The sequence below is a fragment of the Lysinibacillus sp. PWR01 genome, from assembly GCF_043359455.1.
Lineage (GTDB): Bacteria > Bacillota > Bacilli > Bacillales_A > Planococcaceae > Lysinibacillus > Lysinibacillus fusiformis_F.
Genome location: NZ_JBHERJ010000047.1, coordinates 340,276 through 361,462, shown reverse-complemented (window position 1 = coordinate 361,462; position 21,187 = coordinate 340,276). Strand labels below are relative to the sequence as shown.

23 protein-coding genes are annotated in these 21,187 nt (G+C 38.8%); 3 read left to right on the top strand and 20 right to left on the bottom strand.

Going from position 1 to position 21,187, the window contains the following annotated elements; translation table 11 throughout:
* Nucleotides 1-91: 91 nt before the first annotated feature.
* The 8 genes from ccsB to ACEVFT_RS09160 form a co-directional block, all read right to left on the bottom strand.
* Entirely contained in the window at nucleotides 92-1,273 is a 1,182-nt protein-coding gene (ccsB, locus tag ACEVFT_RS09195) for a c-type cytochrome biogenesis protein CcsB (RefSeq protein ID WP_393949338.1), read from the bottom strand.
* A complete protein-coding gene (resB, locus tag ACEVFT_RS09190; RefSeq protein ID WP_393949336.1) occupies nucleotides 1,270-2,946 on the bottom strand; it encodes a cytochrome c biogenesis protein ResB in 1,677 nt (558 codons plus the stop codon). The genes ccsB and resB overlap by 4 nt, the downstream gene beginning before the upstream one ends.
* 6 nt (nucleotides 2,947-2,952) lie before the next feature.
* Entirely contained in the window at nucleotides 2,953-3,492 is a 540-nt protein-coding gene (resA, locus tag ACEVFT_RS09185; RefSeq protein ID WP_342442798.1) for a thiol-disulfide oxidoreductase ResA, read from the bottom strand.
* A 302-nt stretch (nucleotides 3,493-3,794) separates the two neighbouring features.
* Nucleotides 3,795-4,526, bottom strand: a complete 732-nt coding sequence (locus tag ACEVFT_RS09180) for a pseudouridine synthase (protein WP_393949334.1) — start codon at nucleotides 4,524-4,526, stop codon at nucleotides 3,795-3,797.
* A gap of 301 nt (nucleotides 4,527-4,827) precedes the next feature.
* Nucleotides 4,828-5,400 (bottom strand): hypothetical protein, encoded by a 573-nt coding sequence (locus ACEVFT_RS09175; RefSeq protein ID WP_393949332.1) that lies wholly within the window; start codon nucleotides 5,398-5,400, stop codon nucleotides 4,828-4,830.
* A 118-nt stretch (nucleotides 5,401-5,518) separates the two neighbouring features.
* Nucleotides 5,519-6,589 (bottom strand): D-alanyl-D-alanine carboxypeptidase family protein, encoded by a 1,071-nt coding sequence (locus tag ACEVFT_RS09170; protein ID WP_393949331.1) that lies wholly within the window; start codon nucleotides 6,587-6,589, stop codon nucleotides 5,519-5,521.
* An 80-nt stretch (nucleotides 6,590-6,669) separates the two neighbouring features.
* Complete coding sequence (gene scpB / locus ACEVFT_RS09165; protein ID WP_393949329.1) at nucleotides 6,670-7,263, bottom strand: SMC-Scp complex subunit ScpB; 594 nt, start codon at nucleotides 7,261-7,263, stop codon at nucleotides 6,670-6,672.
* A complete protein-coding gene (locus ACEVFT_RS09160) occupies nucleotides 7,235-8,014 on the bottom strand; it encodes a segregation/condensation protein A (protein WP_205442126.1) in 780 nt (259 codons plus the stop codon). The genes scpB and ACEVFT_RS09160 overlap by 29 nt, the downstream gene beginning before the upstream one ends.
* Before the next feature lie 55 nt (nucleotides 8,015-8,069).
* On the opposite strand from ACEVFT_RS09160, the gene ACEVFT_RS09155 reads away from it, so the two are divergent.
* Nucleotides 8,070-8,576, top strand: coding sequence for a DUF309 domain-containing protein (locus ACEVFT_RS09155; RefSeq protein ID WP_205442125.1), 507 nt, complete (start codon nucleotides 8,070-8,072; stop codon nucleotides 8,574-8,576).
* Here ACEVFT_RS09155 and ACEVFT_RS09150 read toward each other — a convergent pair.
* The 12 genes from ACEVFT_RS09150 to ACEVFT_RS09095 form a co-directional block, all read right to left on the bottom strand.
* On the bottom strand, nucleotides 8,573-8,944 hold the full coding sequence (locus ACEVFT_RS09150; protein WP_205442124.1) for a GNAT family N-acetyltransferase: 372 nt from the start codon (nucleotides 8,942-8,944) through the stop codon (nucleotides 8,573-8,575). The genes ACEVFT_RS09155 and ACEVFT_RS09150 overlap by 4 nt on opposite strands.
* 199 nt (nucleotides 8,945-9,143) lie before the next feature.
* The gene (gene lysA, locus ACEVFT_RS09145) at nucleotides 9,144-10,463 is read right to left on the bottom strand and encodes a diaminopimelate decarboxylase (RefSeq protein ID WP_393949327.1); all 1,320 of its coding nucleotides are present in this window, start codon (nucleotides 10,461-10,463) and stop codon (nucleotides 9,144-9,146) included.
* Nucleotides 10,464-10,687: 224 nt separating this feature from the next.
* Nucleotides 10,688-12,136 carry a spore germination protein gene (locus ACEVFT_RS09140; protein ID WP_205442122.1) on the bottom strand — a complete coding sequence of 483 codons (1,449 nt, stop codon included), beginning with the start codon at nucleotides 12,134-12,136 and terminating at the stop codon, nucleotides 10,688-10,690.
* A 15-nt stretch (nucleotides 12,137-12,151) separates the two neighbouring features.
* Nucleotides 12,152-12,895 (bottom strand): RNA polymerase sporulation sigma factor SigF, encoded by a 744-nt coding sequence (gene sigF / locus ACEVFT_RS09135; protein WP_283778184.1) that lies wholly within the window; start codon nucleotides 12,893-12,895, stop codon nucleotides 12,152-12,154.
* A 58-nt stretch (nucleotides 12,896-12,953) separates the two neighbouring features.
* Nucleotides 12,954-13,394 (bottom strand): anti-sigma F factor, encoded by a 441-nt coding sequence (gene spoIIAB, locus ACEVFT_RS09130; RefSeq protein WP_048391296.1) that lies wholly within the window; start codon nucleotides 13,392-13,394, stop codon nucleotides 12,954-12,956.
* Entirely contained in the window at nucleotides 13,387-13,740 is a 354-nt protein-coding gene (spoIIAA, locus tag ACEVFT_RS09125) for an anti-sigma F factor antagonist (RefSeq protein ID WP_004232181.1), read from the bottom strand. The genes spoIIAB and spoIIAA overlap by 8 nt, the downstream gene beginning before the upstream one ends.
* A gap of 238 nt (nucleotides 13,741-13,978) precedes the next feature.
* Nucleotides 13,979-15,229, bottom strand: a complete 1,251-nt coding sequence (locus tag ACEVFT_RS09120; protein WP_393949324.1) for a thymidine phosphorylase — start codon at nucleotides 15,227-15,229, stop codon at nucleotides 13,979-13,981.
* 14 nt (nucleotides 15,230-15,243) lie between these two features.
* On the bottom strand, nucleotides 15,244-16,425 hold the full coding sequence (deoB, locus tag ACEVFT_RS09115; protein ID WP_393949323.1) for a phosphopentomutase: 1,182 nt from the start codon (nucleotides 16,423-16,425) through the stop codon (nucleotides 15,244-15,246).
* A 98-nt stretch (nucleotides 16,426-16,523) separates the two neighbouring features.
* On the bottom strand, nucleotides 16,524-17,426 hold the full coding sequence (xerD, locus tag ACEVFT_RS09110) for a site-specific tyrosine recombinase XerD (RefSeq protein WP_393949321.1): 903 nt from the start codon (nucleotides 17,424-17,426) through the stop codon (nucleotides 16,524-16,526).
* Between the two features lie 177 nt (nucleotides 17,427-17,603).
* Nucleotides 17,604-18,068: a ferric iron uptake transcriptional regulator gene (fur, locus tag ACEVFT_RS09105; RefSeq protein ID WP_004232171.1), complete on the bottom strand. Its 465-nt coding sequence runs from the start codon at nucleotides 18,066-18,068 to the stop codon at nucleotides 17,604-17,606.
* Nucleotides 18,069-18,190: 122 nt separating this feature from the next.
* Nucleotides 18,191-18,703, bottom strand: a complete 513-nt coding sequence (locus ACEVFT_RS09100) for a hypothetical protein (RefSeq protein WP_205442117.1) — start codon at nucleotides 18,701-18,703, stop codon at nucleotides 18,191-18,193.
* 53 nt (nucleotides 18,704-18,756) lie between these two features.
* Nucleotides 18,757-19,314, bottom strand: coding sequence for an NUDIX domain-containing protein (locus tag ACEVFT_RS09095; protein WP_393949320.1), 558 nt, complete (start codon nucleotides 19,312-19,314; stop codon nucleotides 18,757-18,759).
* Nucleotides 19,315-19,390: 76 nt separating this feature from the next.
* Here ACEVFT_RS09095 and ACEVFT_RS09090 point away from each other — a divergent pair, with 76 nt between their 5' ends.
* Together ACEVFT_RS09090 and ACEVFT_RS09085 are read left to right on the top strand one after the other, a co-directional pair.
* Nucleotides 19,391-20,290, top strand: coding sequence for an aldo/keto reductase (locus ACEVFT_RS09090; protein WP_205442114.1), 900 nt, complete (start codon nucleotides 19,391-19,393; stop codon nucleotides 20,288-20,290).
* Nucleotides 20,287-20,766, top strand: a complete 480-nt coding sequence (locus ACEVFT_RS09085; RefSeq protein ID WP_205442113.1) for a VanZ family protein — start codon at nucleotides 20,287-20,289, stop codon at nucleotides 20,764-20,766. Before ACEVFT_RS09090 ends, ACEVFT_RS09085 begins: the two co-directional genes overlap by 4 nt.
* Nucleotides 20,767-21,187: the final 421 nt, after the last annotated feature.

Sequence of the window (21,187 nt, the reverse complement as noted above, 5' to 3'; positions counted from 1 at the left end):
TTTCTCTACCTTCTATTGTACATGCTGTGACACATATTGAAAAGAAAAGAAAGCCTCTTCGCTACAGCGAAAAGGCTTGTTGTTTCACAGGTTACGCGTAGGAGTGTAAACCTGCAAGGATTAAGTTAACAGCAATTAGGTTGAATAAAATAATTCCGAAACCAATTAATGCTAACCAAGCAGATTTTCGACCTTCCCAGCCTTTTGATAAACGTAAATGCAGGAATGCTGCATAGAATAACCATGTAATAAGAGCCCATACTTCTTTTGGATCCCAACCCCAGAATCGACTCCAAGCAATTTGTGCCCAAATCATCGCAAAGATTAAAGCACCTAGGGAGAATACAGGGAAACCAATCAACACTGAACGATAACCAATTTCATCAAGTAATTGTAAATTGACACGTTTAACTAGTGGTTGGAAAATGGCACTAATTCGACGGCGAGCGATTAAACGAATTAATAAATACAAAATAGATCCTACCATTAATGACCAAAAAACAGTTGTTAATTTTTTAGCATTAATTAATGCTGGCATTTCTACTAATGGTGACATGCCATGTTCTTCAACCACTTCATATTCATTCATACCGAAAATCGGAGGTAAATTGTAAATAATTTTACGAGTAGTTCCTTCTTTATCCACATAATTATAGCTAGACTCATAATCCATAGCACTAAATGTAGATGTTACCGCAACAAACCCAATAACTACTACAAGACAGTACATCACAGCCTCTAACCAAAAACGTTGTTTAGAACGCTTCGTTAAATCTACTACTTTTAATAAGTAAATAAGTCCTGCCACAGCACTAATAGCTAAAATAGATTGCCCTAATGCTGCTGTAATAACATGAATCGTTAACCAATAACTTTGTAACGACGGCACTAATGGACTTACTTCTTTCGGGAACATTGCTGCATAAGCGATAATTAAAAGCGCTACAGGCAATGCCACTAATCCGAGTGCAGTCAAACGATAAATAAAATAAATTAAGATAAACGCGCCGACAATGAACATACCGAAGGCAGTCGTAAATTCAAACATATTACTTACTGGCGCATGTCCAGTATAGATCCAACGCGTAATAAAATAGCCAAGCTGTGATAGGAAACCAATAATGGTAACCACAATGGCAAGCTGGCCCCATTTGCCAGTATTCTTACCAGTAGCATTAGCTTGCTTAATTGAACCACCAAATAATAGTGTCGCAACTAAATAAGCAATAAATGCTACAAATAATAAGTTTCCACTTATATCAATCAAACTCATAAGGTGTTGTCACCTTCCTTTTCTTTAATGCCAACATTTGTGGACTCTTCGCCAGCCTCATCTTTCTCTAACTGATCTGTATACGGAGGCAATGCAGCAAATGTTGTGACAGCATCTAAATCCTTTTTCATGCTGAACATATTTTTATTGACATGGGCAGCCATTAACACACGGCCGTCTGGTTCCACTTGCAGCCATAAACGACGATGATTCCAATAAGAGCCAATCGCAACACCGATCATAAAGATGACACCCCCAACAAACAGAATAGGGATGGTACTATCTTTACGTACCGTAATACCTGACATGTCACGCATTTCTGCACTAGCAAACTTCATTCTGTATTTATTTTCACCAAGTGGTTCTAAAGGAGGTTGCATAATTTCAACAAAGCTTACTTCTCCTTCTGGTGTTTCTGGTGTTGTCATTTTAAATAAAAATGCGGGATTATTTGGAATGGATGTTTTTGTTTGTGGCTCACCATTTTCAAACCCATCAAAATCTGGTGTATACACTAGTATTTGAACGGATGAACCATTGCCTAAATCATATTCTTTTTTAGGGTTTGTTAAATCAATCTCTACCTTACCTAATGATTTCTCCGTCGTCTTATTAATTAATTCAAAATTCATTTGTTTTAATTCATTTAGACGATAATCCATCTGGTAAAGAGCAAAGCCATCTTCTTTCAAAGGGTGGTTTACACGAATGGAATAGTCTTTTACTTTTTCTAGATTTTCCGTATCCCCTGGTAATGCGTCTTTAGGCTGCTTGTACAGTGTAATATCGGTCTGGAAGTTTTTAGCTACTACATTCACACCCTGTTTAACTTGCTCTCCTTGAGGTGTATTATCATGTGTTTCTAAAATAAAGTCACGGTTTTCAATGAAATAACCTTCCATCCCACTGATCGCTCGTGTTTCACCTTCACGCACCCATATCGATTCATCCACATAGAATCCTGGAATTAGACGTAGCATGACCCCACCTAAAAAAATGATGAGACCTACATGGTTTATGTACGGGCCGTAACGAGAGAAGCGTCCTTTTTCAGCTAAGAGAGCGCTACCATCTCGACGAACAGAATACTTCATCTCAGTCATTTTTTGAGCCACTTTATCAAGCGTTTCATCCGCACTCGCCGTCACTTGTCCTTCTGCAACAATGCGCTGACGCTTCATAAAGCTTTCATGTCTTTTAACACGTTGATTCTTTAATGATTTATAAAGCGGAATGCCTCGGTCAAGACTTGCCACAATAATCGATACTGCTAGCATACCAACTAAAATTTGGAACCACCATGAGCTATATAAATCTGAAAGCCCCAACGTATAATAGATTTTTCCGAATGTACCATATACGTCTGCGTAATAAGCTCCTTTCTCCATATCAGAAGCTTTTACGTAAAACTCTTGCGGTAGTAATGTTCCGATTGAAGCAGCAATTAATGTGATAATAATTAAGGATATACCTACTTTAACACTCGAGAAGAAATTCCATATTTTATCGATGAAAGATTTGTTATATGTTTTGGAGCGAATGGCCATACCATCATAGCGCATATCAACAACCTTATTTTGTTTTTCTTCTTCGGTTAAAGGACGACCACATTTCTCACAAAGCTTCGTGCCGTATGGATTACTATGACCACAAGCACAAATGATTTTTTCCATCGTCATTTACTCCTTATCTGGCTTCACTAATTCCATGTACGAAGCAATATTTTCCTCCGTCATTTCACCTGTAATAATTTTGGCTACTTTGCCTTCTGGATCAACTAGCACTGTCGCAGGTAATTGACCTACATTATAAGCAGTCATCACACTTTTTGTTTTGTCGATAACTACAGGAAATGACAACTCATATCGATCGACAAAATTCTGTACTTCAAAATCTGTTTGAGCAATATTGACCGCTAATGTTTGTACACCCTGATCTTTATACTCTTGATACTGATTGTCCATCGCAGGCATTTCCTTCTCACAAGGCTTACACCAAGTTCCCCAGAAGTTTAAAAATACCCCTTGTCCTTTATAATCCGACAATTTATGCTTTTCACCGTTTAAATCTACTAACGTGAAGTCAGGTGCTTTAGAGCCCACTGCTACTAACTCTACTTTCTCCTTTGTTGCTGTTCCATATACTGTGTACCCGATTGCCAATGCTAACACAGCTAAAATGACCGTTCGCAGTACAAGACGTTTTTTCTTTTTCTCCAAGTTAATAAACCCCCTATCAATTACGGCTTGCGTATGCTTTTACATAATGAAGATACAAATAGAACTTTTTCATGCTCTATACGTCTATAAGTATGTAAAAACTTCTTTCACACTGACGTCAACAATACCGAATTAAATGTGTTACAGCTATAGTAGGTGTACTATTCTCACCTATTATAGCAAAATGATACAAAAACACTTAGCTATTAATTATGAATGATTTATGAACGATTTCACCACAAAGAAAGTGTAAACATCCAAATACCTCTTGTGGTATCCACACTTTCTTCTGGCAAATTTCATTAATCCAGCTTTCCTGTCTCTGCTAACACACGTAGTTGCTTGACTTCATGCTTTGTTAATTCACGGTATTCTCCTGGAGAAAGGCCGAATAAATCTAAAAAAGCAAAGCGTTCACGTTTTAATTTGACAACGGGTGTCCCAATCGCTTCGAACATACGACGAACTTGGCGATTACGGCCTTCATGAATCGTGATTTCACAAATGGCTTTGCCAGCTTTTTCGTCAAAGGATGTCATATTTACCTTAGCTGGTGCTGTCTTACCATCCTCTAATTTGATCCCTCGTTGAAGCTTTTTAAGCCCTTCAATTGTTGGCACACCTTTGACACGAGCGATATATGTTTTGTCAATTTTAAACTTCGGATGTGTCAACATATAGGAAAATTCTCCATCATTTGTCAATAGCAATAATCCAGATGTATCATAATCAAGACGACCAACTGGGAAAATACGTTGCGGAATATGATGAAATAAATCTGTGACAGTTTTGCGTCCTTTATCATCTGTTACAGCAGAAATTGTTCCACGTGGTTTGTAAAGTAAGTAATATACCTTATCTTCTTTTTCTAATTTCACACCTTCTACTTCAATTGTATCGGAATTAGATACCTTTGTTCCCAACTCACGAACAACTACACCGTTTACTTTAACTTTGCCTTCTAAAATCAATTGCTCTGCCTTGCGCCTTGAGGCAACACCTGCATAGGCAATGACCTTTTGTAATCTTTCCATTTTTTCACCTCTAGTTTTCTTTCACAATAACACTTTCTTCATCATTCGATTTCGATCCAATGAATAGGGTTATTTTTTCCCGCTAATCTGTGAAAATTATGTCATACTTTTAGACATTATTAAAGAAAAACAAATTTCACATTTTTTATTTGAGTATTCCAACTAATTTCTCATTAGCTAATTTCTTAACATTTGAACCTGCATTTTGTTTTGTTTACTAGCAGTATACTCAGTTAGCAATAATGTGAATCGATTGTAAAATCTTTATTTTAACAACAAAAAAGCTACCATTCGGCAGCTTTTATTTGTATACATTTTCAATTGTTAGGCCACGTTGGTTTAACTCACTGGCTATATAGTTTTTAGCCAGTATCATGTTGCCTGCCAAAGATTCTTCAATTGTGGAACCATCTTGAAATGTAAAAACCAGATGATCAGGCTTTGTCACACCACTTTTTTCTAGATTCACTTGCTCCACTTTCACAACTTCTTCCCACCCGACAAAATCAGCTTTTAAACTAAAAATTGGACTCCTATAGATACCGTTTGAATCTATCAATTTATAGGTATTAAAGCTTAATGCGATGAAACCTAAGGCAATTAATAAGGAAGCAGACACTAGACCACGTTGAATATTCTTGCTTTTTTTCGTTTCAGGTATGATCAAATAATTGATTAGTAGTACAAGAGCCATGACAAATAAAGAGGCCATAAAGATAATATAAGCATTAAAATAAGGTGCAAAATAATAAAATTCTTTTGGTCGATATAGCATCTCTTGAATTGGATATAGTAGAATGACAGGGACAATTAAACTTGATAAGAATAAGACAATTATTAGCCCAAATTGAATTTGTCTACCTTTACTTTCCATGGAAGCATTCCTCAATTTCCTCACCCCTTTTTCGAAAATTAAGAATTCAACCTTCATTATCATTTTACCAAATTTAACATCAATTAATCAAATAATGTAAAAAATCAGCAAATCGTTTTTAACGATTCGCTGATTCAACTTTTACTGGCATTGCATAAATACGTTCTTCGCCTATAAAGATCGACAAGACTGCTTCCTGACGTTTTCTTGAAACATGTAATACTTGCCGCACTTGTTCTTTTTCCTCTTTATTTAATTGTAGGCGAACGGGCTCTTGTAAACGAATAGCCAACTTTTTATTGACATTGTATTTACCCTTCTTCACTACTGTTTCAAGACGATAATCTTGCCACACTTTATTGGATAAGCCTCGATGTACATTCCAATCATCTGATGCATTTAATGTGACAACAATGCAGGTTTGCCCGTCCTTTTGAAAGGCCGTTGCAAGTGTTCGTCCAGCAACCTTGGTAAAGCCCGTTTTTCCAGCAAAAGCAGTACCAGTGGCTGACTTTAAGGAACTAACAGGTTGCTCTGTCTCATCATCTATATCTGCCGCCATTCCCGAACCTTCTCTTAATAAACGGTGTTTATTTTCCCATAGCATTCCGTTTACTGTATTCGCCCGGTAAAGAATCGTTGAAGCAATTTTCTCAAACGTTTTATTTTGCAAAGCAAGTCTTAACATCTCAGCAGTATCTCTCGCTGATGATAAATGCTCATCATGATGGAGACCAGATGGATTCATAAAGACGGTATTGGTAAGACCTGCAATAACGGCTCTTTCATTCATTAATTTGACAAAGCCCTCTACAGAACCCCCTACATGTTCGGCTAAAGCTGTGGCAGCATCATTGCCTGACCGTAGCATTAAGCCATACAATAACGTTTCGACTGTTACTGTTTCACCAGCCTGTAGGTAAATAGAACTTCCCTCAGCCATAGCAGCCTTCGGGGATATAACGACTTCATCCTGCAAGTCACTATTTTCGATTGCCACAAGTGCTGTCCAAATTTTTGTTAGGCTAGCAATAGGTAATCGTTCATCGCTATTGGACCCTATTAAAACCCGACCTGTATCGCCATCCAAAACAGCATAGCCGCTTCCTCCTCTTGCAAAGCTAGTTTGAGGAAGCATTACCATGAACACAATGATCATGAACAGTGTTAAACGAAATAACCGAAGCAACGAGCCACTCCTTATTCAATGTGATAGGAAATTATAGATTTAAATTTATGTTGAAGGCTACACATTATACCTAATTACCATTATTTTGCCTCGCTAAAAGTCTCTTGGAACTTCGTCATAAATAAATCTGTTTCTTGTTCTGTATCAACAAGGTCCTCATCAGGTAGAGGAGGCATTTCTTCTATATTATTTAAGCCAAAATAATGTAAAAACTCTTTTGTTGTTCCATATAAGATGGCACGTCCAGTTCCTTCTGACCGTCCTACCTCTTTAATTAAGCCTCGCGAAACTAACGTTTGGATTGGTCGTTCACACTTGACACCACGCAAATCTTCTATCGCTACACGGGTAATGGGCTGTTTGTATGCAACTATCGCTAACACTTCGAGGGAGGCTTGAGATAAGGATTGTGCGGTTGGATTTTCTACTAATCTTTGAATTGTATCGGCAAACTCAGATTTTGTAATGAGCTGATAGACGCCTGCAATTTCTTTCACCGTAATTCCTCTTGCTAAATCTTCTTCATAGGTTTCTCTCAATGTATTCATTGTTTGCAGAATCAACTCTTCCTGCTCTCCTAAAAGTTGTGATAGTTGTTTAATCGTTAATCCATCATCTCCCACAACAAATAATAAGGCTTCAATTCTACTCTGTAACATCAATGTTTTCGTCATCTTCCCATTCCTCCTTCTGTAAGGTAACCGTTAATTCTTCAAAGTTACCATCTTGCTCTACGATGACGATCTGACGTTTCATCAGTTCAAGAAGGGATACAAACGTCAGAATAAGTGTTGGCTTATCTTCATAGGGAAAAAGCTCGAAAAATGATGCACGTCCACCTGTTAATCGTAAAGAATCCACAACAGAACGCATTTGATCTTTTACTGATCGTTCCTGCCTTGCTACAGTTGTTTTTAATGGTTTCTTTAATTTTTTACGACGCATCAATTTTTGAAATGCGCCAAGCATATCATAGATATTCACATTCAAATCAAATAAAGCCATCTGTTCTTCTGAGGCTAATCCTGTTAAATCCGCAGGAGGCCTTGTAAATACTTGTGCTCTGTCTGTTTCAAGCTCTTGCAAATTACTTGCTGCTTCCTTGTATTTTTTATATTCGATTAAGCGTTGCACCAGTTCTTCACGAGGGTCAGGTCCGTCCACTTCTAATTCTGCGTCCTCCATCTCTCCTTCGTGAATCGGCAATAACATGCGGCTTTTAATTGCCAGCAAGGTTGCTGCCATTACTAAATATTCACTTGCTTCATTTAATTCCAGTACTTGCATTGCATGTATATGGTCGATATATTGTTGTGTAATTTCAGCCATTGGGATATCATAGATATCAATTTCCAATCTGTGAATTAAATGCAATAATAAATCAAGAGGCCCTGAAAAGGCTTCTAATTTTACTTCATAAGACATTATTTTACCACCCTGAGATTCTATGTTCTTTTAGTATAGTGGAAAGGAGTCCAAAATGCATCCACAGCATCATACTTTATTTATAGATTACTGTGCCTATTTTAATGGCAATCAAGATTTTTTTGAATGCCATGAAGTGCTAGAGGAATATTGGAAGGAAATTGCACCTGGTGATAAAATGCATCCACTTGTCGGCTATGTACAGCTGGCAACAGGTTTCTATCATTGGCGACGTGGTAACAATACTGGTGCTAAACGAATTTTAGAAAAAGCACTTCATAATTTTCAAGTAAATGAAGGGCATATTTTTTTCCAAGAAATTGATTATCATGAACTCCTAACACAAATGACAATAGCTCTTACTTCGATAAAAACGGGCAAGTCCTTTCAAACTTTCCAGCTCCCTCTTTCACCTCACTTGCTGGAGTTAGCCATAGCACGTATAAAGCTTTTGCCATCGAACAGCTCAAATTATCTTCTTCATAAACATATGCTACGAGATCGCTCACATATTCTTGCAGAGCGACAAGAAAGCAAACAAAGAAAAAGCAGACGGTGTTAATCGTCTGCTTTTTCATCGGTACAATGAATACATTTTTGAACGAAACTACGTGTTTCATCTGTAGCACGTACACTTTCATATTGGCCAAGTTCCGCCACTTCTTGAAGCATCTCGGTTGCTACACCCTCGCCCCTATAGGAAGGGATCACCGACACGTGCTGGATCGTAGCTATATTATGCTCATCAACAACAAGCCCTACTATGCCAACATATTCATCATTCTTTTTCCATAAGTATAAAACCCAATTATCATCATTTTCATAGGAGTGGATGGTTTCTGTAAGCTTTTTTACGTCTTTTTCGTTAGGCATAAACGAAAGTAGCCCCATTGCTATTTTCTCTAAAGCTTTTTTATATCGAATTAACATATTTGTCTATTCCCTCTTTTTCTAGCTGTACATAATCTTTGACTATCCTACACGATTTGTACTTTTACCGCAAGCCAATTTCTGTCTTACGAACCAGGTCCGAGAATACCTTTCGACGCCAACACCCAATAGACTACGCCCCATAATAAAATAAATGTTGTAATGGACGCTAGTAATACCCACTTATTTTTCCTCAAATTTACTCACCCTTTTTTAAAGTTAGCGGGAGATCGTTTTGCACAATATCTTCATAACTTTCGCGGCGAATAGCTAGTTGATGCTGTCCATCCTCTACAAATACAACAGCAGGTCTTGGCACACGATTATAGTTACTAGCCATTGAATAACCATACGCACCTGTACAGAAAATGGCTAACACATCACCTGAAGCAGCATCTTGTAGTTTAGCATCAATAATTAATTTATCGCCAGATTCACATAATTTACCAGCAACTGTATAGAGTTCATCTTTCGGCTCATTCGCCTTACTTGCGATGACTGCCTCATACTTAGCGTCGTATAATGCTGGGCGGATATTATCACTCATACCGCCATCAACCGCAATATATTTGCGCACATCTGGCACTGTTTTTTGTGAACCGATTGTATAAAGAGATGTTCCTGCATCACCTACAAGTGATCGACCTGGTTCAATCCAAATTTCCGGCATCTTCAGTCCAAGAACAGTTGCTTTATTTTTGACAACTGTAATCATATCCTCTACATATACTTGTGGTTCAAGCGGTGCATCTTCTTCAGTATAACGAATACCAAAGCCCCCACCTAAGTTTAACACAGTACATGTAAATCCGTGAGTCTTGTTCCAATCAGAAATTTTGTCAATCAATTTTTCTCCAGCTAAGCCAAAACCAGCAGTGTCAAAAATTTGTGAGCCAATATGACAATGTAAGCCTAGTAACTCTAGAAATTCATGGCTAAATGTTTGTTGGAATGCTTCATCCGCTTGACCATTGTTTAAGTCAAAGCCGAATTTTGAATCTGCTTGACCTGTCGTGATGAAATCATGCGTATGTGCTTCAACACCTGGTGTAACACGTAATAATATACGCATTTTTTGCTGACGGCGCTCCGAAATATCTTTTAAAAGCTGTATTTCATAGAAATTATCTACAACAATACATCCAATCTTGGAGTCAAAAGCTAGCTCTATTTCAGCAATGCTTTTATTGTTACCATGAAAATGAATGCGCTCTGCAGGGAAACCTGCCTTTAATGCGGTAAATAACTCCCCACCAGATACAACATCCAATGATAAATTTTCTTCTGCTGCTAATTGATACACCGCTACACATGCAAATGCTTTTGAAGCATAAGCTACTTCTGCTTTTACGCCTAGTTTTTTAAACGTATCGATAAAGCTGCGTGCACGCTTACGAATAAGTGCAGTATCATACACGAAAAGTGGTGTACCATACTCTTTTGCTAGCTCTAGTGTGTCTACCTGTCCAATTGTTAAATGACCATCTTCAGAAATCGCTTGTGTTCCATATAAATGCATGTGCATCTCTCCCTTTTCACATCGTTCCATCTTGTTATTTTTACGGCTTGATAGTGGAATCATTCTTTACCATTTAAAGCCATTCCATCAAGAAATTATTTCCATTAAACATAAAAAAACAAATGTATAATACTTGCTTTTTCTTGAATGAAAATAATTTTTGCAAAAATCACAAAATACTATATGTGAACTTTATCACATGAAAAAAACGAGTGCAACGGCTCCTATGATCTTTTTCGCTGTTTGGAAGCGACTACATAAGGTCTTAATGCATCAGAAGTCATTGGGAAACGAATGATGACACGAAGCATTGCCGTTGGAAAGAATGGAACAAGCGGCCATAAATAAGGTGCCTGCATTGGTCGCAATGAACATAAATAGGTAAACAATAAAAATAAACCAATAAATAACCCATTGACACCCCAGAGACCCGTCATCAGCAGTAACAGTAACCTAAAAATTTTAATGGAAATACTGAGCTCATAGGACGGAATAATGAAAATAAGAATAGCTGCAACTGCTGTATAGAGGACCACCTCTGAAGAGAATAATCCAACATCAATCGCAATTTGACCAATGATTACCCCCGCAACCAATCCCATCGCTGTCGATAATGGTGACGGAGTATGAATGGCGGCCATCCTCAAAAACTCGATGCCAATATCTGCAATCAGTATTTGTAGTAACAATGGTACATGCGATTTCTCCTCCGTACCTAAAAAGGAGAGGGCATCCGGAAGTAAGGATTCATTCGTTGCAAATACATACCACAATGGCAATAAAAGTAAACCCATAACGGAGCCAAAATATCGCATTAAACGTACAAACGTCCCTACTGTTGGCGCCTGTCGATATTCCTCCGCATGCTGTAATAAATGAAACATGGTAACAGGCACTAAAATAACGGATGGAGAGGTATCGACTAATATAGCTATATGCCCTTCAAGTAGATGGGCAGCTGCAATATCAGGTCTTTCCGTATAACGTACAAATGGCACTGGATGGAACTTTTGTTTAAAAAGCCATTCTTCTAATGATTTATCGGCCATCGTCAAGCCATCATGATTAATTTGTCCAAGACGCTGTCGTAAACTTTCGAGCATATCTTCATTGGCAACATCCTTCATAAACGCGATCGCCACGTCGGTTTGACCGATTTTGGATATTTTATGTAGCTCGAAACGTAAATTACTATTGCGAATTCGCCTACGAATTAAAGCTGTATTTTGAGAAATTCCTTCTGTAAAGCCATCCCTTGAGCCACGGATAACTTTTTCATTATCTGGCTCTTCTGGAGAACGTCCTGGATAGTTTCTAAGCTCTGCAACGTAGCAATAGCCACTTTTGGTAATAAAGGTGACCTGTCCACTTAAAATGGCTAGTAAATAGGCTTTACGCTCTGTTTCCTCTGAACGTCCATGGAAATTAAAATAGGACTCAAAGTATTCCTTCTCATCCTCCACTTCAATCTCAACGTCCTCATCTGGGAGCATACTAGAAAGTAACTGTGTTAAAGCTTCTCCATCTACAAGCCCACTAATATATGCACAAAGGACCGGCAAATCTTTGACAAATAAGTGTTTAATCCCAACGTCAAATGATTCGCCGTCACCAAAATGTTCTATAAGAAAATCTTCGGCTTCTTCTAAGCTGTTAAATAATTTATTTGTCATGCTGTCACCATTTTCTTAGATGTCTTTTTTTATTGCTTCCTGCTCCACTGTTGCACTTGTTGCCATCCAACTTTTCAGCTGGGCAAGGATTTTTTTCTCTAAACGGGAAACCTGTACCTGCGAAATACCTAATCTATTTGCAATTTCAGTTTGCGTGCAATCTGAAAAATAGCGAAGATATATGATAGACTGCTCTCTTGGCTCAAGTCTCGTTAGTACTTCTTTTAATGGGATGTAATCAAAGGGTTGCTCCGATTTTTCATCCTTCATTTGATCCATTAGTGTAATGGAATCCCCTTCACTCTCATACAATTGCTCATGAAGAGAGGCAGGGTCTCTCAGTGCATCGGATGCGGTAACAATTTCCTCTGTTGTCACACCAAGCACCTGAGCAAGCTCTTGAATGGTTGGTGGATGTTCATTCTTTTTAATAAATTCATCTGTAGCATGACGGATTTTAAAATTGAGCTCACGAATAGAGCGGCTCACCTTCACCATGCCATCATCCCTTAAAAAGCGCTGAATTTCTCCAATGATCATCGGTACAGCATAGGTTGAAAATTTCACATCATAGGTTAAATCAAATTTATCCACAGATTTCATGAGCCCTATGCAGCCAATCTGGAATAAATCCTCAAGCTCAACACCTCTCGTTGTAAAACGTTGAACAATGGACCACACAAGTCTCGTATTGCCTTCTACCATTCGTTTACGAGCCTCATGATCGCCCTGCTGTGCGCGTGCAATTAAATCACGCATTTCCTCCTGAGACAATAGCTTATCGGACGACTGTTCTAACGGCTTCACGGGTTTAACCTCACATTACCGCTGTGCGAACTGTGTAAAATTTCTTCGTGAATGTTACAGTTGTTCCTTCTTGCCATTTTGATATAACTGTCAGCTGATCTGAGAAGCTATCCATAATCGTGAAGCCCATACCCGAACGCTCCATCATACTTTTTGTTGTAAATAATGGCTCCATCGCTCGACTAACGTCTTCAATTCCTATCCCTTTATCCATGACAGATACTGTCACAATATCATCCTCACGTTTAGCATGAACTGTCACAACACCCTTACCATCTTCTTCATAGCCATGAATAATAGCATTGGAAACTGCTTCTGAGACAACTGTTTTAAATTCTGATAGTTCATCAATAGTTGGGTCTAATTGTGCAATAAAGCCTGTAACTGCTACACGCGCTAAAGCTTCATTTTCACTAATTGCCAAAAAAGTTAATGTCATTTCGTTATCCATTTACAATCCCCCTTACGCGATCAATCGCTTGTTCCTCTGTTGCATCCATCATCCACGGTCCTAAACCTGAAAATTGAAATACTTTTCGCATTGTTGGCGATGGATTCAATAATATAGTTCGCCCAGCAACTGCCTCTAACTCACGCATACGACCAAGCACTAATCCAACTCCCGAACTATCCATGAAAGATAGTCCTTCCAAGTTCCAAATGATGGTCGTCACAGTGCCTTGAAAAATTGCTGCAGAAATTTTCGCTCGAATTTGTTCAACGGCATGATGATCGAGCTCCCCAAACAAACGTATAACGACTGTCTCTCTTGTGACCATTTCTAATTGATAATGCATGAACATCGCCTCCTCCTCGTGCAATTCCACATTCAATATGGTGAATCCTTGCGGCTGACAGAACTAGTGCAAAGTCTTCCGAAATAGTGTCTAATCGACATACTTATAGCTTTTTAGGTTAAGTGCAGTATGGGATAAATCAACAATTTCTAAACGCTATCGATTGCTAAAGTTTGGCGATTCATGGAACACAAAAAAGCGAGAGCTCTCTTAAAGTGAGAGCTCTCGCTAATAATCTTTATGCAATTGTATAAGCTTGTTGAATTTTATTAATTGTTTCTTCATCAATTGGTTGATTTGAATATAAATAAGCAATCGTATCGCCAGTATGAACATGGTCACCTTTTTTAGCAATAAGCTGAATGCCTGCATCATAATCTAGCTGTGATTCCTTCGTTAAACGTCCAGCACCTAGACTAACACTTGCTTCCCCAACTAATAAGGCATTAATAGTTTCCACAGTGCCCCCTGTAACCGCTGTCACTGCTACTTTATGAGCTGTTTCATTTTGAACAATATCAGAGACTACTCCACCTTGCGCCACAATAAACTCCTCGAATTTTGCAGCTGCAGAGCCATCTGCAAGTACTCGCTTCACCGCAGCAGTCGCTTCCGCTTCATTCACGCCAGCAGCGATTTGGTACATTAAGGAAGAGATGACAACACATTCATCCACCAAATCCTCATGCGTTTCTTCCAAGCGTCCACTTAATAAGGCATATGCCTCGACAACCTCAAGCTTATTACCAATCATTTTCCCTAATGGATTATCCATATCACTAATATGTGCGATGACTTTACGTCCAAGTTTTTCTCCAATGGCCGTCATTGTATCCGCTAAACGCTGTGCTTCTTCCTGCGTCTTCATAAACGCACCTGAGCCACATTTTACATCAAGTACAATACCATCGGCACCACTTGCAATTTTTTTACTCATAATTGATGCTGCGATTAATGGAATAGAATCGACAGTACCTGTCACATCACGCAATGCATACAATTTTTTGTCGGCTGGTACAAGATTACCTGTTTGTCCAGCAACGGCAATTTTATGCTGATTGACATTATCAATGAACTCTTGTGATGAAAGTTCTGTTTTGAAGCCCTGAATGGATTCCAGCTTATCGATTGTTCCCCCAGTAATCCCTAAACCTTTACCGCTAAATTTCGCAACAGGAATTCCTAGAGCAGCAATAATTGGTGTGACAACAAGTGTGACCTTGTCACCAACTCCTCCTGTTGAGTGTTTATCAATTTTAAAGCCTTCAATAGATGTTAAATTAATGACATCACCTGATTCGATCATTGCCTTTGTTAAATAAAATGTCTCATCATCAGACATGCCCAGTAAACGTATCGCCATTAATAAAGAACTTGCCTGATAATCTGGGATTGAGCCTGTCGTATAGCCTTCAACAAAATACTGAATTTCAGCTTGAGAAAGCTCTAATCCTTGTTTTTTCTTTTCAAACAATTGAACCATATTCATACGAAAAAACCCCCTTATTTCAAATCATGTAAGAAACTTTTACCGAATGGTGGTGCTTCTACATGAAAGTTTTCAGCAACTGTTGCTGCAATATCTGCAAAAGTTTCACGAAGCGCAAGTTCCGCCCCACCGTTAAAACGTGGTGAATAGACAATTAGTGGTACATATTCACGTGTATGATCTGTCCCTGGGAAGGTTGGATCATTGCCGTGATCTGCTGTAATAATTAATAAATCGTCTTCTGACATGGCTTCTAGAATTTCTGGTAGGCGTGCATCAAATTCTTGTAATGCTTGTCCATAGCCTAGTGGATCACGACGATGGCCGAAATTGGCGTCAAAGTCCACTAAATTTAAGAAGCTAAGTCCGCGGAAGTCACGACGTACAACCTCTGCAAATTGATCCATACCATCCATATTATTTTTTGTACGGACAGAATCTGTCACACCTTCACCGTTGAAAATATCTGAGATTTTTCCAATGGCAATCACATCTAATCCCGCGTCCTTCAAAACGTTCATCGTTGTACGACCAAATGGCTTTAACGCATAATCATGACGATTGGATGTACGAGTAAAGTTTCCAGGCGTACCCACAAATGGTCGGGCGATGACGCGACCTACTAAATAGTCAGGCTGTAATGTTAATTCACGAGCAATTTCGCAAATTTTATATAACTCTTCTAGTGGAATGATTTCCTCATGAGCCGCAATTTGTAAAACAGGATCGGCTGATGTATAGACAATAATCGCTCCTGTTTCCATATGCTCCTTCCCGAAGTCTTCAATCACTTGTGTACCACTTGCTGGCTGATTGCACAGTACTTTACGACCTGTACGTTTCTCTAGCTCATCAATTAGCTCCGCTGGAAACCCATCTGGATACACTTTAAATGGTTTATCAATATTTAACCCCATGATTTCCCAATGGCCTGTCATCGTGTCTTTACCAACTGATGCTTCTTGCATTTTACCGTAGTATGCTTTAGGGTCAGTAGTTGCATGTATTCCATGCAATGGTTCAATATTCGCTAAACCAAATGACTCCATTACTGGCATTGTAAGCCCATTCATTTTTTCAGCGATATGTCCTAGTGTATGTGCGCCAACATCACCGAAATTGGCAGCGTCTGGTGCTTCACCAATACCTACGGAGTCCATGACAACGACATGGATTTTATTAAATGGTTTATTCATAATGGTTGCCTCCTAATCTCATGACTCTATTTTACCAAAAAAATGCGAAAAATAAAGGTCAGACATCCGACTGAAACATAATTTTTTCCTATTAAGTTTTAAGCACGTGGATGGAATTGCTTATAGACCTCAGATAATCTTGTTTTGCTAATATGTGTATAAATCTGCGTAGTAGAAATATCTGCATGACCAAGCATCTCCTGTACCGCTCGTAAATCGGCTCCATTTTCAACCAAATGAGTGGCAAAGGAATGACGCAATGTATGTGGTGTTAATTCATGTTGGATGCCTGCCTTTAATGCATGCTCCTTCATTAATTTCCAACAACCCTGCCTTGTTAAACGTTTCCCTCTTTGATTAATAAAAAACGCATCTGTTTTGGGGTGCTTTCCCTGTAATTGACCACGAGCACCGTTTAAATAGCCATTTATTGCCGAAAGTGCGCTTTTGCCGAGTGGAATGATACGCTCCTTGCCACCCTTCCCAAATACACGTACAAAGCCCATGGTTAAATGAATATCAGCTAAATCCAGTGCAATGAGTTCACTGATACGCATACCAGACCCATATAATAACTCCAGCATGGCGAGATCACGTATACCTTGTGGCTTACTTCGATTCGGAGCTGTTAGTAACGCTTCAATTTCTTCGATAGATAAGATATTAGGCAGTTTTTGCTCAATTGTAGGCATTTCCAAATGAACTGTTGGATCGGTTTCTGCACGCTTTTCTCGTAGTAAAAATTGGTGGAAACTCCGAATAGATGAAATATGACGGGCAACTGTACGACTTGTCTTCCCCTGTGCCCGCAATTGCTCTAAATGGCGTAATATAGTTGTCCGTTCCACACGACTAAAATTAGCCATACCCTCTGCTTCCTGTAAAAAATGCACATAGCTTTCTAAATCTCGGCGATAGGATGCTAATGTATTAACAGATAACTGCCTTTCCACCTGAATAAAATGGATATAGTCCTCTACTGCATATTGAAATTCATTCATCACAACGCCCCCTTACTGTCAATTATTCTCTATTTTAGCATGGCCTTAAGAAATGTGCTAAAGCACCCTCCGTTCGACATAAACCACCAACCATAATAGAATTTGTACTTCATTTTTATAAAAACAAAAAACTGCCCGATTCAATCTATACAAAAGATTAAAACAGACAGTTTTTTGTTATTTTTCTTCATTCGATTCGTCGTTTTTATCATGACAGCGCCAGCATATGCCGTGGAAAGTTAGTCGGTGATCTTTTATGATAAAGTTCCAACGTTTTTCAACAACGGCTTCCACATCTTCAAGTAAATCTTCTTGAATTTCATCAACAGCACCACATTCGATACAAACAAGATGATGGTGGAAATGGGCAGCTCCCTCTTGGCGTAAGTCATAGCGCGATACGCCATCGCCAAAGTTGATTTTGTCGACAATTTTGAGCTCCGTTAATAATTCTAACGTTCTATAAACAGTAGCTAGACCAATCTCTGGTGCTTTTTCCTTTACCAAAAGATAAACATCTTCAGCACTTAGGTGGTCCTCTTCGTGCTCAAGCAAGACAGCAACTGTCGCTTCTCGCTGCGGCGTCAGCTTGTAACTAGCACTATGCAACTGTTTTTTTATACGATCAATTCGGCTCTCCATGTGACGCCCCCCTAAACTCTTTCCATTATACCAAAGGAGTAAATCCTATTACAAGATAGTGAATAGATTTCTAACCTGTTTCTACTTTTTTATCTGATCACAATTTTTGTCTATTCAATCCATCATTTTAACACATATGAAATAACAATAAACTCAGCAACTATTATGATGAAAAATGCGATAAAATTCAACAAAATTGTCCGACCAGATACTTGTTTCCCGATTTTTCGCTTTGACCAAGCGGGTACAAGTAAATTGCATAGGACTAGCAACAATATACAATAGATGAGCTGAAATGGAAACCACCAAATCGTATAAAGCCAAAAAGCTTCAAGTTTTTGTAATAAAAAAACCGAACTAAAGCCAAAAAAAGTGGCACGCATGGCTACGGTCACACGCACTAACACCTTTAAGACGCTATGTGTTGCTAGTAATAATACAAGACCTATGGAAATAGCGACAGGCAGCACTAAACGAAAAATGGATTGCCTGTCCCCATCTGCTAAACGAGGCTCTATAAATAAAATAAAGGGTTCCGCTTTCGGTCCACCAATAATATGAAAGAAAATAACGCCACAAACAAAACTTACTGCAATGATGGAAGCGTGATAAAAAATAGACACCGTACGAGACATAAACATGCTCCTTTTCTATCAAGGTTTGTACAGCTTATGCTCGTCCGTCTCTATTATGCTAAAAGATTATTTTCTAAATTTGCAGCCAGCCACAGTACTGCAAATGCTGTTTTAGCATCATATATACGCTGGTCAGCCACCATTAATTGTGCTTCTTCCAACGAAACTTCTAAAAGTTCGACAAATTCATCCTCATCTAAATCTGCTTTATTGTCTATTGTATATAATTCCTTTGCTACAAACAAATGAATGACTTCATCCGCAAAGCCTGGTGATGTTGCAAAGGTTTGTAAAAAAGTAAGTTTATGCGCTCCATAGCCTGTTTCTTCCTCTAATTCTCGGCGTGCTGTCACCACAGGTTCCTCACCAGGCTCAAGTTTTCCAGCCGGAATTTCAATAATAGAACGCTCCAGCGCTTTGCGATATTGTTCTACTAACACTAGTTTCCCCTCGTCCGTAACAGCAATCACTGCTACGGCACCTGGGTGCTTAATTATTTCACGTTTTGCAACCTGTCCATTTGGTAATGTAACATCATCAATTTGTAGTTTTATTATTCTTCCGTCATAGATTGGTGTCGATTTCGTTGTTTTTTCCTCAAACTTTTTCATTGACGATTACCTCGCTTGTTCTTCAGATATGTTCATTGTACCATTACAAGTAGAGAAATCGAAGGAGGTCATTCGTATGAAAAAAAGACAGCTTGGTACAAGCGAATTGTTTATTTCAGAGATTAGTTTAGGAGGCATGTCTCTTTCGACAGATAAAACACAAGCAGCTGCCATTGTCGATATGGCACTAGATGCTGGTATTAATTATATAGATACAGCTGATTTATATGATTATGGTGCTAACGAAGAGATTATTGGCACAACGTTAGGTAAACGTCGTCATGATGTCATCTTAGCAACAAAAGTAGGTAATCGTTGGGTAGAAGGTGTAGATGGCTGGCAGTGGGATGCATCACCATCCTATATAAAAGAAGCTGTCCATGCTAGCTTACAACGTTTAGGAACGGACTATATTGATGTATATCAATTACACGGTGGCACAATCGAGGATGATTGGGATGGAATTATTGACACTTTTGAGGGATTGAAAAAAGACGGGCTCATTCGTGAATATGGCATTTCCTCTATTCGTCCAAATGTTTTGCAACGGTTTTTACCTGTAAGCTCAGCTAAAAGCGTTATGATGCAATATAGTGCTCTAGATCGCCGCCCTGAAGAATGGCTTGAGTTTATTGCGAGTCAAGGTGCATCTGTTGTAACACGTGGCACAGTGGCAAAGGGCTTATTAACGAATAGCTGGCAACAACGTCTACAACAGGTTAATGGTTTTAACACCTATACAGCTGAGGAGTTAACAACAACGTTAACAGACTTAGCTTCACACTATGATGATTTGCATGCATTGGCTATCGCTTTTAATCTGAAAGAGCCGACAATCGCTTCTACGGTCATTGGCGCAAGCTCACAACAACAGCTAGCTCAAACACTTGCTGCCTACGAGAAAATCAATTCCATAACAGATTTTAAGTTAGCGAATGAGCGAACAAAAAATGAGATTTATCAAGAACATCGATGAAAAAATGGCTAATTTTTATCATTTGTCTAGTTGTACTAGTAATCTCCTCTAGTATGACCTATGAGCAACAGAGCATACTACCAGAATTAGAAGATTTGCTTGCCAATAAACCTTTTGAAAAACAACTATCTATTTTAAAAATTCCCTATTGGGGAACCATCGTTTCAGTTGAAGAACGTGGTTATTTTCCATTTGTAGAGTTTTTAATTCGTAAATTGACACACTTCATGGGATTTGGCTGTATCGCACTTGGCCTATACTTTGCCTGGGGAAAACGACGTTTTGCAGCAAGTATTGCCATTGGTGGAACAGCTGTGATTGCTACGCTTGATGAATTTCGCCAAAGCTTTACACCAGGTCGTACAATGAGTGCTCAGGATGTACTTGTCGATACAGCTGGAGCCATTGTTTTTGTTAGTCTCGCTGTAGCACTGAGAAAAATACTCAAAAATAAAAGACAAAAGGCATTATCCTAGCCTTTTGTCTTCATTGTGTTGAATAACAAAAAATCCATCGAAATTAAAGTAAAAAAGGTTTGCCGTTCCGCAAAAGAGCGCTATTTTTTACAAAGGTTTCACAAATAAAATGAAGGTGTTCACTACTCACTTTATTGATGGTCGTTGTGATGAATCCCTTCTCCACTCTCTAAAAATAGAAATATTTTATTCACTACTGCTACTATGAAGGACCATGAAGTGGCACTTTTGCAGCATGGTTGATTGAGCGGAGCCAGCATCACTCCTAGGGGATTTAGCGTCACAGTGAAGCGGCTCATCGGACGCCCCACGGAAAGATCTCTGGCGGAACGGAAATCAACCCCACGCCTTGCTAAAAAATCTTTTTCTTGTGACATTACCTTTTTTCAACAACATAAAGACAAAAGGTACAATCATAGCC